The 14,743-nt window shown below is 64.0% G+C and carries 14 protein-coding genes and 5 pseudogenes; 14 read left to right on the forward strand and 5 right to left on the reverse strand.

Features of this window, described 5'->3' with window-relative positions:
- Window positions 1-292 precede the first annotated feature (292 nt).
- Window positions 293-954, forward strand: a pseudogene (locus ACGHX3_RS19665) (transposase); the annotation flags it as partial.
- Here the strand turns inward: ACGHX3_RS19665 and ACGHX3_RS19670 are convergent.
- The 4 genes and pseudogenes from ACGHX3_RS19670 to merR all read right to left on the reverse strand — a co-directional run.
- Window positions 954-1,436, reverse strand: a pseudogene (locus ACGHX3_RS19670) (Tn3 family transposase); the annotation flags it as partial. The pseudogenes ACGHX3_RS19665 and ACGHX3_RS19670 sit on opposite strands and share 1 nt — an antisense overlap.
- A gap of 93 nt (window positions 1,437-1,529) precedes the next feature.
- On the reverse strand, window positions 1,530-4,490 hold the full coding sequence (locus ACGHX3_RS19675) for a Tn3 family transposase (protein ID WP_394697495.1): 2,961 nt from the start codon (window positions 4,488-4,490) through the stop codon (window positions 1,530-1,532).
- Window positions 4,491-4,508: 18 nt separating this feature from the next.
- Window positions 4,509-5,468, reverse strand: a pseudogene (locus ACGHX3_RS19680) (site-specific integrase); the annotation flags it as partial.
- A gap of 12 nt (window positions 5,469-5,480) precedes the next feature.
- Window positions 5,481-5,882: an Hg(II)-responsive transcriptional regulator gene (gene merR, locus ACGHX3_RS19685; protein WP_394697496.1), complete on the reverse strand. Its 402-nt coding sequence runs from the start codon at window positions 5,880-5,882 to the stop codon at window positions 5,481-5,483.
- A gap of 65 nt (window positions 5,883-5,947) precedes the next feature.
- Between merR and ACGHX3_RS19690 the strand changes: the two genes are divergently transcribed.
- The 13 genes and pseudogenes from ACGHX3_RS19690 to lpdA all read left to right on the forward strand — a co-directional run bounded on the left by ACGHX3_RS19690 (window position 5,948) and on the right by lpdA (window position 13,702).
- Window positions 5,948-6,544 carry a hypothetical protein gene (locus ACGHX3_RS19690; RefSeq protein WP_206620817.1) on the forward strand — a complete coding sequence of 199 codons (597 nt, stop codon included), beginning with the start codon at window positions 5,948-5,950 and terminating at the stop codon, window positions 6,542-6,544.
- An 80-nt stretch (window positions 6,545-6,624) separates the two neighbouring features.
- Window positions 6,625-6,771 (forward strand): annotated as a pseudogene (locus tag ACGHX3_RS19695) (kinase); the annotation flags it as partial.
- 223 nt (window positions 6,772-6,994) lie between these two features.
- A complete protein-coding gene (gene merT / locus ACGHX3_RS19700) occupies window positions 6,995-7,351 on the forward strand; it encodes a mercuric ion transporter MerT (RefSeq protein ID WP_394697497.1) in 357 nt (118 codons plus the stop codon).
- Between the two features lie 20 nt (window positions 7,352-7,371).
- Window positions 7,372-7,650, forward strand: a complete 279-nt coding sequence (gene merP, locus ACGHX3_RS19705) for a mercury resistance system periplasmic binding protein MerP (protein ID WP_394697498.1) — start codon at window positions 7,372-7,374, stop codon at window positions 7,648-7,650.
- Window positions 7,651-7,654: 4 nt separating this feature from the next.
- Entirely contained in the window at window positions 7,655-8,098 is a 444-nt protein-coding gene (gene merC, locus ACGHX3_RS19710; protein WP_394697499.1) for an organomercurial transporter MerC, read from the forward strand.
- Window positions 8,095-8,223, forward strand: coding sequence for a hypothetical protein (locus tag ACGHX3_RS19715; RefSeq protein ID WP_394697500.1), 129 nt, complete (start codon window positions 8,095-8,097; stop codon window positions 8,221-8,223). The genes merC and ACGHX3_RS19715 overlap by 4 nt, the downstream gene beginning before the upstream one ends.
- A gap of 104 nt (window positions 8,224-8,327) precedes the next feature.
- Entirely contained in the window at window positions 8,328-10,055 is a 1,728-nt protein-coding gene (merA, locus tag ACGHX3_RS19720; RefSeq protein ID WP_206620821.1) for a mercury(II) reductase, read from the forward strand.
- Between the two features lie 16 nt (window positions 10,056-10,071).
- On the forward strand, window positions 10,072-10,422 hold the full coding sequence (gene merD / locus ACGHX3_RS19725) for a mercuric resistance transcriptional repressor MerD (RefSeq protein ID WP_206620822.1): 351 nt from the start codon (window positions 10,072-10,074) through the stop codon (window positions 10,420-10,422).
- A 75-nt stretch (window positions 10,423-10,497) separates the two neighbouring features.
- Window positions 10,498-10,701 (forward strand): broad-spectrum mercury transporter MerE, encoded by a 204-nt coding sequence (merE, locus tag ACGHX3_RS19730; RefSeq protein WP_206620833.1) that lies wholly within the window; start codon window positions 10,498-10,500, stop codon window positions 10,699-10,701.
- Window positions 10,692-10,892: pseudogene (locus ACGHX3_RS19735) on the forward strand (DUF3330 domain-containing protein); the annotation flags it as partial. The gene merE and the pseudogene ACGHX3_RS19735, both read left to right, overlap by 10 nt.
- A gap of 26 nt (window positions 10,893-10,918) precedes the next feature.
- A complete protein-coding gene (locus ACGHX3_RS19740) occupies window positions 10,919-11,875 on the forward strand; it encodes a patatin-like phospholipase family protein (RefSeq protein WP_343244399.1) in 957 nt (318 codons plus the stop codon).
- Window positions 11,876-11,904: 29 nt separating this feature from the next.
- The gene (locus ACGHX3_RS19745) at window positions 11,905-12,315 is read left to right on the forward strand and encodes a group III truncated hemoglobin (RefSeq protein ID WP_206620825.1); all 411 of its coding nucleotides are present in this window, start codon (window positions 11,905-11,907) and stop codon (window positions 12,313-12,315) included.
- The gene (gene lpdA / locus ACGHX3_RS19750; protein ID WP_206620826.1) at window positions 12,308-13,702 is read left to right on the forward strand and encodes a dihydrolipoyl dehydrogenase; all 1,395 of its coding nucleotides are present in this window, start codon (window positions 12,308-12,310) and stop codon (window positions 13,700-13,702) included. Before ACGHX3_RS19745 ends, lpdA begins: the two co-directional genes overlap by 8 nt.
- A gap of 93 nt (window positions 13,703-13,795) precedes the next feature.
- On the opposite strand, the gene ACGHX3_RS19755 is transcribed toward lpdA, so the two are convergent.
- The gene (locus ACGHX3_RS19755; protein WP_206620827.1) at window positions 13,796-14,491 is read right to left on the reverse strand and encodes a tRNA-dependent cyclodipeptide synthase; all 696 of its coding nucleotides are present in this window, start codon (window positions 14,489-14,491) and stop codon (window positions 13,796-13,798) included.
- Window positions 14,492-14,743: the final 252 nt, after the last annotated feature.

The following is a 14,743-nucleotide window of genomic DNA, read 5'->3' on the forward strand; positions in this document are numbered from 1 at the left end:
CTATCGTCCCGCTCAAGATCCAATGCGGGGTGATCGGTGGGATGAAGGTGGTGTCGGTTCCGAAGATGCATGGCAGATTTTTGAGAGCTTGCGGATAGGGCGAGCTGACTACTCCAAGGCCGACCTTGGATACTCCAACATGCCCCGGAACATTGTCTTCCTGGATAGCATGTTGATGGCGCCAGGCCTCGGGCAGACCAACGCCGCGGCATATCTCCTCCGTGCGACGTCCCCCCGCTTTTGAGTAGCACGGCGATTTGGAGTCCAATCCCCAACGAGAAGGAGATTGGACGTGAAGAAGCGCTTTTCCGAAGAACAGATCATCGGCTTCCTGCGTGAGGCCGAAGCCGGCGTGGCAGTGAAGGACCTGTGTCGGCGGCACGGATTCAGCGAGGCCTCCTACTACCTGTGGCGCAGCAAGTTCGGCGGCATGAGCGTGCCGGATGCGAAGCGGCTGAAGGAACTGGAGGCTGAGAACGCACGCCTGAAGAGGCTGCTGGCCGAGCAGATGTTCGAGAACGACGTCATCAAGGACGTCCTGCGAAAAAAGCCCTGACCGCACCGGCGCGACGCGACCTGGTGCGGCAGATGATCGATCGGGGGCTGAGCGAGCGGCGCTCATTGGGCGCGCTGCGGATGAGCGCCAGCGCGTTTCGCTACGAGCCTCGCCCGGATCGCAACGTCGAACTGCGCAAGCGGATCCTTGCGCTGGCACAGCGGCACAAGCGCTACGGGGTCGGGATGATCTACCTGAAGCTGCGGCAGGAGCAGTGGCCGGTGAACTACAAGCGGGTGGAACGGCTGTATCAGGAGGCCAGGTTGCAAGTGCGCCGGCGCAAGCGGAAGAAGGTGCTGCTGGGCGAGCGCCAACCCTTGCTTCGGCCGGAAGCAGCCAACCAGGTCTGGTCGATGGACTTTGTGGGGTCGTTTGCGGGAGGGGGCGGAATCCTACGCTAAGGCTTTGGCCAGCGATATTCTCCGGTGAGATTGATGTGTTCCCATCCGAGCGGCGAAACATGGGCCAAGAGATCGGGCGATAGCAGCTTTCCATCGCGTTTCTGGTTTGCAACGACCTCGCCGAGCTTCATGGTGTTCCAGAAGATGATGATGGCGGCGAGCAGATTCATGCCGGCGATGCGGTAATGCTGGCCTTCGGCGGAACGGTCGCGGATTTCACCGCGGCGGTGGAAGCTGATTGCCCGCTTCAGCGCATGATGAGCTTCGCCTTTGTTGAGCCCGATCTGGGCACGCCGTTGGAGTTCGGCATCCAGAATCCAGTCGATCATGAACAGGGTGCGCTCGACGCGACCGACTTCCCGCAGGGCTGTCGCGAGCTCGTTCTGCCGCGGATAGGAGGCGAGTTTCCGCAGAATCTGGCTTGGCGCGACGGTCCCGGCAGCAATGGTGGCGGCGATGCGCAGGATGTCGGGCCAATTGGGGGTTCAGCCGACATACGTGTAAAAATGACTCACAAGGCCCACGTTTGTTCACTAGATCAGTGAGTTAGCGGATATTTTCTGGTGGCCAGACTATGCCGCCAAAGCCAGCTCGATCTCATACGGTTCCGGAATCGCTTCCACGTCGATCAGGTAGTCGCCGAACCGCTTCACGTGGCTGGTCACGTACGGGCTGAGCGAAGCCACGTCCTCCCGGGTGATCTTCCACCCCTGCCGCATCAGGGACTTCATGATCCGGGTCTGTTCGACCACGTTGTAGAAGATGACGGCAGTGGAGACCAGGTCGTTGTATTTGACGGCCTTCTCCTGCTCGACGGGGTCGTTGTCGGCAATCACCCCCTCTCCGCCGAAGAAGAAATACTTCGCGAAGCCGTTGTAAGCCTCCACCTTGTTGGTCGAGGCCGTGATCTGCTCGCGCAGTTCGCGGTTGGAGATGTACTGCAGCAGGAACAACGTGCGCACGGCCGAACCTAGCGCCTTGAAGGCCTGGTACAGACGGTTCTTGCGGCTGTAGTTGCCCAGCTTGCGCAGTAACGTCGAGGCCGCGATCGTACCGGTCTTGATCGAGAGCACGACCTGCATCAGGTCCTTCCAGTGGGTCTCAATGAGGTCCCAGTCGACCGTGTCGCGGAACAGCGGTTCGATGTGCTCGTAGCGGATATCCTCGTCCGGGCGGAAGAACTTGTATTCGCGCCAGTTGCGGATGCGTGGCATCAGTTGGATGCCCAGCAGGTGCGAGAGCCCGAACACCGGCAACGACTGTCCCTGCGTATCGGCGTGGACGGTATCCGGCTGGATGTCGGAGGTGTTCTTCAGCAGGCCGTCGATGATGTAGACCGCCTCCCAGACACCGCACGGGATGAAGTGGCTGAACAGCGCCACGTAAGTATCCGAGACATGGTGGTAGGCGATGCCACCGTAGCCGCCATAGCGGATGTGGTACGACGCCAGCAGGTTCTGGTCGTAGAGGTCGTACTTGGTGCCGTCAGCGGCCGCGCTCTTGCCGTCGCCCCAGAATTTGGGGAGCTGCAGGCCTGCGTAGCTGTTGATGATATCGCGGCAAGCCGCCGCCAACTTGTTGGCGTCCACATGGCGACGGTTGACGAACGACAGCATGTGCGCCGAGACGGCGCCACGCAGATGCCGGGCGGACTGGGCCGGCCCGAGGTTGCAGCCATAGGTGAAGGCGGTGAGGACGTAGCGCTCAGTTGGCTGTTCTATCTTGGCGTCCGAGCCGGACAGCGGCCCGAAGTGTCGGGGCCAGCGTGTCCAATGCGCCACGTCGCACAGGATCTCGATGACGCTGCGTTCAGGCAGGCGGTCGAGGATGGCGGTTTCCAGGGCGCGGGCCCCGCGGCTCATCTCCTTGGCCTTGCTGCGCTTGAGTACCGGGATGCCGTCCTCGCCGATGATCACCTGACCGTTCTCCAGGTAGCTCTGGTCGGTCAGATCAGCGACCTGCATCAGGCGTGATTGCAGCGCATTGACGAAGCCAACAGCGGTCGACGGCAGCCCCACCTGCTTGCAGTAATCCTCCAGCATCGGCTCGCATTGCTCCCACGGCAGCAACTGCTCACGGTAGTCGGCGTAGGTTTCCGATCCGCGCACGGCCACGTCGCCCGATTTCAGCTCGTTGGCCAGCGACGAGAACACGCAGACCTCGAACAGGCGCCGGTGAATGCGCTCCTCGCCCTGCTCGGTGCGATGGACGATGGTCTTGCGCCAGAGCTGGGTGGTGAACGCCAGATCGACCGGTTCATCCAACCAGTCGCCGCGGGCCCGCTCCTGCGTCAGGATCAGTTCAATCGCATCGATCAGCGAGCGGTCTTCCGTGGTCGAAGCCAAGTCCAGCATGCGCACCATCCGCAGGATGGTGGCGCGGTGGCTCTTGTAGTACGGCCACAGCAGCGGCAAGTGGTTGTCGCCGCTGTGCGCGGCAATGGCGTTGCAGTCGGCCTGCAGGGTCTGTACGCCACCGTGGGCGTTGACCAAGCGCCGGATTTCCCGGCCCGCCTCGGTGTCGCCGGGATGATGGTCAAGGACGCGAACCACGTCCGACATCGTCGCCACGATCGCCTCGGTCTTCTCGCGGTAGCGTGCCCGCAACCGCTCCAGTTCCTCACGCCCCCGGTTGTGGATGTTGCCCATGCGCTTGCTGAACATCTCCGCGAGATCATCTCGGGTCTGGACCCGGGCCCGGTGGATCAGGCACACCAGTACGGCGTAGCGCTTGGCGGGTCGGAATTTGCGCAGTTCGGAAGCATCCAGCGCCCGTGCCTCGGCGGCGAAGTGCTTGCGCTTGATCTCTGGGATGCCAGTCAGGTGCACCTCGCTGCCCACCAACTCGCCCAGTTCAGCGATATGGTCGATCAGCTCCTGGAAGTGTTGCAGCGAAGAGCGCTTGGGCAGGCGTTTGATTGCGTGCAGCGGGCTCTTCTGGCGCCCTTCTTCGACCTGCAGGAGGCCTTCAAGGCGCTGCTTTTCGTCGACGGTCAGCCGCGCCTCAATCTGGGCGAAATAGCGACCGTTGACCAGCGTGCGGATGCGCCGGGTCAGGCGATCCAATGTGGAGAACGCCGGCAACTCGACGCGATCGCGCACGAGTTGTTCGATGGCCACGTTGATCAGATCCGCCGGGTTGTCCATCACCGCGGCGGCTTCGTATACCGCCCGTGCCGCGATCTTCAGTCCGCCATCGCCGAACGCCCGGACCTGCAGGAACTGGCGGACCCGGCGGTAGTAGCGATAGCGCGAGGCGTTGGCGAGGTCCGCCGGCTTTACCTGCACCCTCAGCTTCAGCGCGCCGCGGATATGGCGCACCACCGCAAGCGGCACTTCGTCCAACACGGGGAAATACCCCAGCCGCTGGAAAGTCTTGAGCAGAATCGTCAGCGTCAGGCGATGCGCAGGCTGCCGGGTGTTCTCGGCAACGAAGGCCAGCTCGGCGTCGGTTGGCGTGTAGGCCGCAACCAGTTCGCGTACAACCGGATTGCGCTTGAATTGCGGGTATGCCGTCCGTTCGATCGACGCCATTCAGTTTCCTCGGGTAGTTGCAGGCCCTGGCAGCGTTGGCGTTTCCGGCAAGCTCGCTTCGATCCGCCGGCGGGCGAAGGGATCGCCGCCATCGATGTACCGCATCGCCGAATGCACGTCGCGCCAGCCGACGTATTCCATAAGCGCCTTCACGTCCCAGCCGTTGGCGTTGGCCCAGCCGGCGAAGCCGCGACGCAGGGAATGGCTGCTGTACTCCTCTGCATCCGGGAGTCCCGCAGCGGTGAGCAGGCGGCGCAGTAGCGGGATCAGGCTGTTCGGATGCAGCGGTGCTTCGCCGACGTGGCCCCAGCGGTCTATGCCGCGGAACAACGGTCCTTGCGTCAGCTCGGCCACAGCCGTCCACTCGGCGGTCGCGGTCACCGGGCACAACCGCGACAACGCCGGCACCTTGTACGTGGTGCCCAGCGCCTGGCGGTCACCCTTGCTGCGCGGCAGGAAACAGGTCATGCCTTCGCCCGGGACCAGGCGCAGGTGTTCGGCCTGTACGCGGATCAGTTCGTCGCCGCGAAAGCCGCGCCAGAAGCCCAGCAGGATCAGGGACCGGTCGCGCCGATGGCGCAGCTCGTCCGCGCGGTCACCGCGTTCGCTGGCGGCTGCGATCGCAGCACCGAGCCAGTCGTCCACCTGCACCAGTCGCGTCAGTTGTAGCGGTTCGGCCTGATTCTCGATCGAAGGGTGCAAGGTCTGGATGCCCTTGAGCACCTTGCGCACCAGCGGCGCCCGGGTGGGATCGACGAACCCATGCTCGCGATGCCAGTGCGCCAGCGCGGCGAGGCGCTGGCGGAGCGTGTTGTTCGCGAACTGCGTGGCGTGGTCGGCCAGGTAGCGGGCCACGCTGTCCGGCGTGGCCGGCAGGTGCCCACCCCATTCAACCTCGAAATGCCGCAGCGCCGAGCCGTAGCTGCGCTGGGTGTTCTCGCGACTGGCGGCTTCGAGGTAGCGGTCCACAGTCGTCATGTCGGCTCGCCTTCAGTGCAACGCGGCGATCAGGGGGCATGACACTCGGCCTTGATGCGTGCGGCATGCAACGACCAGTTGGGACAGCGCCGTCTCCATGCGCTGGAGATCGGCCAGACGTGTCCGAACATCCGCCAGGCGTGCCGCAGCAAGTTCGGCGGCCTCATCGCAGTGGGTGCCGTCCTCCAGCCGGAGCAGTTGCGCGACCTCGTCCAGGCTGAACCCCAGTCGCTGCGCTGATCTGATGAACCTGACCCGGGCCACGTCCGAGGCGCCATAGCGGCGAATGCCGCCATAAGGCTTCTCAGGCTGGTCGAGCAATCCCTTGCGCTGATAGAAGCGGATCGTTTCCACGTTGACGCTGGCCGCCTTGGCGAGCGCACCGATCGTCAGGTTTTCCGGGGAGGACGGCATGGTACTTGATCCCGTACTTAACTACAGGAGTAGCTTACGCTCGTCAGCATTCGTCGGTAAAGACCATGTCCCGAATCCTCCGCTTCTATTCAGCGCCGCTGGCGTGCGCGGTCGTGCCGCAACTCGGTTGCGGATGCCTGGCCAAGCCAGTGCTGATCCGCCTGGAAGGCGAAGCCGCCGTCGAACGGGCCTGGCTGCATCGCAGCGGTGAGGTGATTGCGGTCGAATGGAAGCGCGAGCTCGATGCAGGCCGGCAGGTCGACTTGCTATGGGCCGCCCTCGGAGGCCAGAGCGATGAGATTATCCCCGTCCCCGCCGCGCCCGTATCGGAACTGCTCGCGTCCTTCCCCGATCCGGCCTGCTGGTACGGGCGCGAGAGCGTCGATCATCTCAGCGAAGAGGAAGCGCACACCCTGGCGGCACGGGTCGTGCTGCGCCTGTCAGAGGCGGGTGTACCCCTGCCCGAGGGTGCGGCCCTGCAATGCGACCTGGCATGCGCGTTTCGGGACGTGCTCATCGATGAGGAGGTGGTTCCCATCGAGACCCGCCTTGACCGGCTGTATGTCGCCGCAAGCACCGTACTTCAGCAGCATGTCGGCGCGCAGCAGGAGAGGCGCTGGAAAGTCCCGCTGCGCGCTTGCATGCATCTGCCTACATGTTGATAGGGACACGAGCGCTTCCCGGCGGCGTCGACGGCGTGCCCGGTACGTCCGTGCTCTTCCTGCGGGCGTTCAAGCGATGGCGGGGGCTGAAGCCGGAGGTCTATCCGACTTGCCTTGATGGCCAGCCGGCTGTGATCAAGGACTACCGCCGCTATCGCCGGACATCGCTGGCCCAGGTGGCGCGACTGCTGGTGCGGCGCGAAGCCCGGATCCTGCGTCAACTGCGCCAACGGTTCAGCGATCTGCCGCCCACCACGCGTTCAATGGCACTGCTGCACAAGCCTGGTTGGGCGAGGCTGATTCGCGACGGTTGGAAATGGCTGTATCGACAAACCTTGCTTCGGGCTGAACGTGCCGCCCAGTCCCCACGAAGTACGCCTTGAGTGCGTACTTGGGTACGGCACTAGCATGAGTCCCGCTCAATCAATCACCGTGGAGGCACACAGCCCGATGCAGACCAAGACCAAGAAGACCGGCCGTGGCGCCCTGTTCGCCGGGGGGATGGCGGCGATCCTCGCCTCCACGTGCTGCCTCGGACCGCTGGTGCTGGTGGCGTTGGGGTTCAGCGGAGCCTGGATCGGCAATCTTTCGGCATTCGAACCCTACCGGCCCCTCTTCATCGGCGCGGCCCTGGTTGCCATGTTCTTCGCCTGGCGCCGCATCTATAGGCCGGCAGCTGCCTGCGCACCGGGTGAGGCCTGCGCCGTGCCGCAGGCCAGGACCGCCTACAAAGTGTTGTTCTGGATCGTCGCCGCCTTGATTTTGCTGGCGCTGACGTTCCCCTACCTCGCACCGTTGTTCTACTGACACCACTGGAGGATTCGCAGATGAAGAAACTCGCCGCCGTACTTGCCTTGGGCCTCGCGTTCACCGCCCCCACCTGGGCCGCGACCAAGACCGCCACGCTCGACGTGCCCGGCATGACCTGCGCCACTTGTCCGATCACCGTCAAGAAGGCGCTGAACAAGGTCGAGGGTGTGGCTCAAGTCGAGGTCAGTTACGAAAAAAAGGAAGCTGTCGTGATCTTCGATGATGCCAAGACCACCCTCAAGGCGCTCACCGAAGCGACGACCAACGCGGGCTATCCGTCCAGCGTGAAGGAATGAGGCCGTGAGGACTGCGGTCCAACCGATCCGTTGGATCGCCCGACTCGGCGACAAGGCCGGCTCAATCGGCGCTGTAGTGTCCGCCATGGGCTGTGCGATGTGCTTCCCCGCCATCGCCAGCCTCGGCGCGGCCATCGGGCTCGGCTTCCTCAGCCGGTGGGAAGGCCTCTTCGTCAACACGCTGCTCCCGCTGTTTGCCGGACTCGCGCTCGTCGTCAATGCACTGGGCTGGCTCAGCCATCGGCAGTGGCACCGCAGCGTGCTGGGCATGCTGGGACCGGTCATCGTGCTGCTGTCGCTCTATCCCTGGTTCAAGTACGGGTGGAGCAGCTACGCCACCTACGCCGGGCTCGGTTTGATGGTGGCGGTGTCTCTGTGGGATCTGGTGTCGCCGGCCAGCCGCCGTTGCGGGCCAACACATTGCGACGCACCGGGGCCGCGGCCATGACACCGGCAAAACCCACCGAACGCATGAAGGCCTGGTTGCGATCGAAGAAGGACGATTTCTTCGCGGTCGCGGTGATGGCTGGCCTCGTGCTCCTGCTGATCGTGGCGGCGCCGTATTGCTGCTGATGGCGAGCATGATTTCGAGGCCGCACCAGGCGGCACGCAGCCGCTCGCACGGACTTGTGGCGTCGCCACTCCATATTTGGATCTGAACAGAGATTGGGAACCCCATGAACGAACGCATCTTGAACGTGACCGGCATGACCTGCGCGGACTGCGCCCTCCACGTGGAGAACGCACTGCGATCGCTGTCGGAACTCACCGAGGTCACGGTCAGCTATCCCAGGCAGGAAGCCCGCGTCCACAGTGCCCAACCGGTGACGCTGGAGCAATTGAACGCCGCCTTGCCCCGTAACTATCGGCTGGTGGAGACGGCGGAGCGCGAGCGCACAACGCCTGGATCCGCGAAGCCTTCGGGCATCGACAACGTGCTGGGCGCCTTGGGTGGATTGTTCAGGTCGCGCAACACATCGAGTCCCGCGGATTCGGCGGACACGCCGGCGCGTCTGCGGATCGCCATCCTCGGCAGCGGCGGCGGCGCCATGGCCGGCGCCCTCAAGGCCGCAGAATTGGGCGCCCAGGTCACGCTGATCGAACGCGGCACGATCGGCGGCACCTGCGTCAATATCGGCTGCGTGCCCTCGAAGATCATGATCCGTGCCGCGCACGTTGCACACCTGCGGCGGACCAGTCCGTTCGACGCTGGCGTCGCCGCAGGCGAACCCGCCATCGACCGCGCACGCCTGTTTGCCCAGCAGCAGGCCCGCGTCGACGAATTGCGCCACGCCAAGTACGAATCCATCCTGGACGGAAACCCGAACATCGAAGTCGTGCGGGGCGAGGCGCGCTTCAAGAATGGACACACCTTGGGCGTTCGCCTGGCCGATGGTGGCGAGCGTGACGTGGCGTTCGACCGGTGCCTGATCGCGACCGGCGCCAGCGCCGCGGTGCCGCCGATCCCGGGCCTGAAAGACACTCCCTACTGGACGTCGACCGAAGCGCTGGCCAGTGAACGCATCCCCGAGCGATTGGCCGTCATCGGCTCCTCGGTGGTGGCGGTCGAGCTGGCGCAGGCCTTCGCCCGGCTGGGCAGCCGGGTCACGGTCCTGGCGCGCAGCAGCTTGTTCTTCCGCGAGGATCCGGCCATCGGCGAAGCGGTGACCGCGGCCTTCCGCGCCGAGGGCATCGAGGTGCTGGAACAGACCCAGGCCAGCCAGGTGTCGTACCTGGACGATGAATTCGTCCTCGCCACAAACCACGGCGAACTGCGCGCCGACCGGCTGCTGGTCGCCACCGGCCGCTCGCCCAACACCCGCAGTCTGGCCCTGGACGCGGCGGGCGTCACCGTCAATGCACAAGGCGCCATCGTCGTCGACCGCGCCATGCGCACCTCCGTGCCGCACATTTATGCCGCCGGCGATTGCACCGACCAGCCGCAGTTCGTCTACGTGGCTGCAGCGGCCGGCACCCGCGCGGCCATCAACATGACCGGTGGCGACGCGGCACTGGACCTGACCGCGATGCCGGCGGTGGTGTTCACCGACCCGCAGGTGGCCACCGTGGGCTACAGCGAGGCCGAAGCACACCATGACGGCATCGAGACTGAAAGCCGCACGCTCACGCTCGACAACGTGCCGCGAGCGCTGGTCAACTTCGACACCCACGGCTTCATCAAGCTGGTCGCCGAGGCCGGCAGCGGCCGGCTGATCGGCGTGCAGGCGGTCGCGCCGGAAGCGGGCGAGATCATCCAGGCCGCCGCACTCGCGATCCGGGCCCGGATGACCGTGCAGGACCTGGCCGATCAGTTGTTCCCCTACCTGACCATGGTCGAGGGGCTCAAGCTCGCCGCGCAGACCTTCACCAAGGACGTGAAGCAGCTGTCGTGTTGTGCGGGCTGAGCCGCCAAGTGCAGCCATGAACGCCTATACGATCTCCAGCCTGGCCGAAGACGCAGGCGTAAGTGTCCATGTGGTGCGCGACCATGTGGTGCGCGGCCTGCTGCATCCGGCACGGCGCACGGAAGGCGGGTACGGAATTTTCGACGAACGGTCGCTGGCGCGGCTGCGCTTCGTGCGCACCGCCTTCGAGGCCGGCATCGGGCTGGACGAACTGACGCACCTGTGCCGGGCCATCGATGCGCATGACGACGCCCAAGTACGGGATTGCGTGCAGCGCCTGCTGGGGCGCGTTGCGGCGAAGCAGACGACATTGTCCGAAGTCACGGCAAAGCTGGCCGAATTGGCTGATGGCAGCGATCGGGAGTGAATCGTGGCGCGCAGTCTCCCACACCAGGCGAAGCAGTCGGCAACGGAGAGCGCCAACGCAGCCAGACCCGGTGCAATCTCCCGGCTGCGCGCGTGGGGCTGGGGCGCGCTCGCCGTGCTGTCCTGCCCCTGTCATCTGCCCGTGCTGGCGCTACTCCTGTCGGGGACGGCGGCCGGCGCCTTCCTGGACCATCATCTGGGCATGACGGCGCTCGCGTTCGCGACGCTGTTCGTCGTGTCGCTGATCTGCGCCTTGCGCGCCATACCGAGGCACCCATGAACGACGCTACCGAGAACACCACCGTCAGTTGTTGCGTTTGTTGCAGGGAGATTCCGCTGACTGCGGCATTGACGCCGGAAGGCACCGGATATGTCGAGCATTTTTGCGGAGTGGAATGCCTGCAGCGCTTCAGGATGCGCGCCGAAGGCGCCAGCGGGGCGGACCCGGCGCAAGACCCGCGCCACGAATGAACCCTGCGGCGCCACCGCTATTCTCGGTGTTGGCCCTCGACGGCGGCGGCGCACGCGGTTACCTGACACTCAAGATTCTCGAACACGTCGAAACGTACTTGAACGCGCTGACCGACGCGACGCTTCCCCTCGGCGCCCGGTTCGACCTGATCTGCGGCACCTCGACTGGCGGCATCATCGCGCTGGCGCTTGCGCTCGGCCAGCCGGTTAGTGCGGTGTCGGCCTCGTACGAGGCACACCTTCCACGCATCTTCGGCGCGGCAATGCGCCGCCCCAGTTGGATCGGCACCTTCCGTCCCCGCTACCGCACCGATGCTTTGCGCAAGGCAATGCAGGCTTTTTTCGGCGAACGCACGCTGGAAGATGTACGGACGGATGTCTGCGTGACGGCGACCTCGCTGGTCAACGCACGGCCGCTGCTGTTCCGGAGCGATTACGTCCAGCCAGCGATCCATGGCCATGACCGCCTGGTCGAATTGGCATTGGCCACGTCCGCGGCGCCAACCTTCTTTGCCGCGCAGTCCACCGCGCACTGGACCGATCTGGTGGACGGCGGATTGTACGCCAACAACCCCGCGCTGCTGGGTGTGGTGGAGGCCTTCCGCTTCAGCCGCAAGAGCCGCCGCGGCATGGCGCCGCCTTACGACCTCGGCGCCACCTGCCTGGAGCAACTGGCCGTGTTGTCGGTGGGCACCGGCGAACTGTGTGCCATGCCCTACGATCCGGATCGGCTGCGAGCAGGCGGCCGGCTCGCGTGGGGCGCACACTTTCACAGCGTTTCCAACGAGAGCCAATCCCAGTACGTCGACCTGCTGGCCGAGGGCCTGCTTGGCCCGGCTTATCACCGTCTCAACCCGCGTCTGGACACCCCGATGGCGATGGACGATATCCGCCGCCTGCCGATGTTGAAGAACCTGGCGGCACTGTCCGAGCAGGATATGGCCTTCCTGCGCACGCGCATCGCCGCATCCTGTCCCGCGTGACGACCGCCTGTGATCGCCTGGCAAGAACGATGTCCGCGGATCCACGAACCAAACGTGAACTGAACTCGCCGGAGGCCATTGCCGACCTTGTGGATGCCTTTTACGCGGAAGTAGTGGCTGACTCGGTGCTTGGGCCGATTTTCAAAGACATTGACCTGCAGCAACATAAACCAATAGTTCGCGCTTATTGGCGCAAGATGCTGCTCAGAAACCGCGAAAGCTACCGGCGCAACATGATTGCCAGGCATATCTCGCTGCATGCTCGACACCCCCTGCAACACCGACATTTCCAACGGTGGCTGGCGTTATTCGTGGAAACCGTGGATGAGCGATTCAGTGGAAATTCCGCCATCCGCGCCAAGCGTCTTGCATCCACGATCGCCACTCACCTGGAGGCCCTGCTGAAACGAGTTCGACATAAAGGAGAAGAACATGAGTGAGAGCAAACATTTCGACCTGATCGTGATCGGAGGCGGGATGTCAGGGCTTCCCTTCGCCCAGAAAGCCGCACTCAAAGGCCGGAAGACCGCCCTGGTCGAGCGGGAGCTGCTCGGCGGCACCTGCCTCAATCGTGGCTGCATCCCGACCAAGACCATGATCCATTCGGCGAAGATCATGCACCACGTGCGCCGCGCGGCCGAGTTCGGCATCGTGGCCGGGGAGCCGAAGGCGGATCTCGCAGCGATCGTCCGGCGCAAGGACGAGGTGGTGAAGCCGATCCGGGACGGTGCGTACCGGGGTGTCGGAAAAATCGAAAATCTTCACTTGATCGAGAGCGATGCGCGCTTCGATGGACCTGGGCGCCTGATCGTCGGCGAACGCATGCTGGAGTCCGCGATGATCGTCATCAACACGGGCACGGAGGCGACCGTTCCGCCCATCGACGGGTTGGACGGCGTGGACTACCTGACCAACCGGTCTGCGCTCGATCTGACGGAGTTGCCGGAGTCCTTGACTATTGTGGGCGGTGGCTACGTCGGCGTCGAATTCGCCCAGATGTACGCACGTTTTGGCTCACGGGTCACGCTGCTCCAGCGCGCCGAGCGTCTCGTGCCGAACGAGGAGCCGGATATCAGTGCAGTTCTGGCCGAAGTGTTTCGACGTGAGGGAATCGAGGTGGTGACTGGAGCCGAGGTGACTAGCGTCAAGCAGTCGGGCGGCACCATTGTGGTCAACGCCCGCACAGGCGCCGGGGAGCGAACCTTCGAGAGCACGCACCTGCTGCTCGCCACTGGACGTACGCCGAATACAGCCGGCTTGAACTTGGCAGCGGTCGGCGTGGAAACCGATCGTGCCGGTTTCATCAAAGTCGACGATCAATTCCGGACGTCGGCCGCCGGCATCTGGGCGATGGGTGACGTGAAAGGTCCACCAATGTTTACCCACTCGGCGCGAGATGATGCGGAGATCCTCTATCGCGCCCTGATCAAGGGCGACCCCGCCGCGACAGCGGACCAGAGGCTCGTGCCGCACGCCGTATTCACCGATCCTTCTATCGGTTCTGTTGGACTGACCGAGTCCGAAGCGAGGAAGCAGGGATACACGCTCAAGATCGGGGTGCAGCCGTTCAAAGCGGTGGCGAAGGCCCGCGCCATCGGCGAAACCGACGGGTTCATCAAGATCATCGCCGATGACGCGACCGACAAGGTCTTGGGTGCGCACATCATCGGCCCCGAGGGCGACAACCTGATCCACGAGCTGATTGTCGCCATGCGGGTCGGCGCCACCTTTCAAGACGTTGCCCGCGCCATCCATATCCACCCGACCCTGGCGGAAGGCGTGAACGTGGCTGCCGGCGGCGTGCACCGCGAGGAAGGGGCGGGTTGATGCAAGGGCAACAAGGCTCTGACGCTGATACGCCCATGCCTGGCGCACCAAAACCCCGCCGAAGCGGGGTCGGGAAAGTGCCTCCAAGATCACTCAGACCGCAGAGCTGGCAAGCGCCGCGTCGTGATGTTTTGCTTGATCGTCCACCAAGGATTGCAGCACCCCGAAACCCTGCCCAGGTGATATACGTGTGCGCTCTGGGTTTCGGTACAGGGCCGCGATGAAGTCTGGGCATTGGTGGTAGATAAACACGACGGCTTTCTCACCGAGAATTTCCGGCGCATGCAAGAACAAGGGCAACTCTGCCAGCAAGTAACGCACGCCGAGCAATGCTGCCTGCGTGCTGACCGGTTCGTTCTCGGATGCTGCCAGTACCCAATGCGTCGTGTCGAGGCAACCTTGACGGAAGGGCTGGTCGGTCTCGAACGCCTGACACAAGGCGGTGTGGTGCTTTACGTACGCTGGGTTTACCTCCAGTGATTGGCACCCGAAGATCTTGAGATCCCTGTCACCGGCGGCGCGTTCGATCTTGTTGTACAGGTACCGGGTTTGTCGCTGCGTTTTTCTTATGGCCTGCGCAGGCGTGTAACCACGCGCCTGCAGCGTGAATCGGGTCACATCGTCCGGAATGAACAACGCAACCGGCCGCTCGTCGCGCTCGCAGAACTCCAGAATCGACCTGATGCGTTCGGCGCTGAAATAACTATTGAACGGGCTGATCCCGATGAGAGCGGCAGCCCCTCGCTCCCAGTGTCGGGTACACGTCCCCGTGACGCCTTCCAACTTCATGTGTCTTTCTCCATCCGTAATACGGCGTGCATGGCACGCACGGTCAAGCCGCGACCGGCTGAGGCAGATCGCGAGTCAGGTAGGTGATGGGAAGACTCAGGCTTTCGGCGGGGGATGAGGCGGTCGCTCCCGTCTGGCAAGATCGAGAGCGTTGAGTGAATCCGGTCGGATCGATGCTCTGAAATCAAAGAGAAACATGGGCGCGTAAATCAGTGCGCTGCAAACGTGCAGGCACCCTATATCCTCGCCAGC

This window comes from Pseudoxanthomonas japonensis, assembly GCF_043632995.1.
GTDB lineage: Bacteria > Pseudomonadota > Gammaproteobacteria > Xanthomonadales > Xanthomonadaceae > Pseudoxanthomonas_A > Pseudoxanthomonas_A japonensis.

Coding starts and splice junctions, on each gene's coding strand:
- ACGHX3_RS19675 (WP_394697495.1), bottom strand. CDS start 4,490: ATGGCGTCGATCGAACGGACGGCATACCCGCAATTCAAGCGCAATCCG.
- merR (WP_394697496.1), bottom strand. CDS start 5,882: ATGCCGTCCTCCCCGGAAAACCTGACGATCGGTGCGCTCGCCAAGGCG.
- ACGHX3_RS19690 (WP_206620817.1), top strand. CDS start 5,948: ATGTCCCGAATCCTCCGCTTCTATTCAGCGCCGCTGGCGTGCGCGGTC.
- merT (WP_394697497.1), top strand. CDS start 6,995: ATGCAGACCAAGACCAAGAAGACCGGCCGTGGCGCCCTGTTCGCCGGG.
- merP (WP_394697498.1), top strand. CDS start 7,372: ATGAAGAAACTCGCCGCCGTACTTGCCTTGGGCCTCGCGTTCACCGCC.
- ACGHX3_RS19715 (WP_394697500.1), top strand. CDS start 8,095: ATGACACCGGCAAAACCCACCGAACGCATGAAGGCCTGGTTGCGATCG.
- merA (WP_206620821.1), top strand. CDS start 8,328: ATGAACGAACGCATCTTGAACGTGACCGGCATGACCTGCGCGGACTGC.
- merD (WP_206620822.1), top strand. CDS start 10,072: ATGAACGCCTATACGATCTCCAGCCTGGCCGAAGACGCAGGCGTAAGT.
- ACGHX3_RS19745 (WP_206620825.1), top strand. CDS start 11,905: ATGTCCGCGGATCCACGAACCAAACGTGAACTGAACTCGCCGGAGGCC.
- lpdA (WP_206620826.1), top strand. CDS start 12,308: ATGAGTGAGAGCAAACATTTCGACCTGATCGTGATCGGAGGCGGGATG.
- ACGHX3_RS19755 (WP_206620827.1), bottom strand. CDS start 14,491: ATGAAGTTGGAAGGCGTCACGGGGACGTGTACCCGACACTGGGAGCGA.